The sequence below is a fragment of the Paramesorhizobium salinisoli genome, from assembly GCF_003335045.1.
In the GTDB taxonomy this organism is placed as follows: Bacteria; Pseudomonadota; Alphaproteobacteria; order Rhizobiales; family Rhizobiaceae; genus Paramesorhizobium; species Paramesorhizobium salinisoli.
Genome location: NZ_QOZG01000106.1, coordinates 1 through 585, shown reverse-complemented (window position 1 = coordinate 585; position 585 = coordinate 1). Strand labels below are relative to the sequence as shown.

Below are 585 nucleotides of genomic sequence, written 5' to 3'. Positions count from 1 at the left end.
TTTTGAAGCAGGCGGAAGACGGGACGCCTATCGGAGAGGTCTGTCGGAAAGCAGGCATTTCGGACGCGACCTTCTATAACTGGCGCAAGAAGTATGCTGGTTTGATGCCGTCTGAGATGAAGCGTCTGCGGCAACTCGAAGAGGAGAATGCCAAGCTGAAGCGGATCGTGGCGGACCTGTCACTGGACAAGGCCATGCTCCAGGACGTGCTGTCAAAAAAGCTTTGAGGCCTGCCCGCAAGCGCAAGCTTGTCGACACGATCAAGGCGGACTGGAAGATCTCGATCCGGCGTGCATGCTCGGTGCTGAAGATCGACCGGTCGCTTTGCGTCTACAAGTCCAGGCGCGGCGAGCAGGCCGAACTGAAGCTCAGGATCAAGGAGATCTGCCAGACACGGGTGCGCTATGGGTACCGTCCCGTACACGTGCTTTTCAAGCGTGACGGATGGCCCGTCAATCCGAAGCGAATCTACCGCCTTTACAAGGAGATGGACCTCCAACTGCGCAACAAGGTTCCGAAGAGACGGGTCAAGGCGAAGCTGCGGGCCGACCGTACTGAGGCCACTCATTCCAACCATGTCTGGGC

The 585-nt window shown here is 57.9% G+C and carries 1 pseudogene; it reads left to right on the top strand.

Features of this window, described 5'->3' with window-relative positions:
- Positions 1 to 2 precede the first annotated feature (2 nt).
- Positions 3 to 585, top strand: a pseudogene (locus DUT91_RS25120) (transposase); the annotation flags it as partial.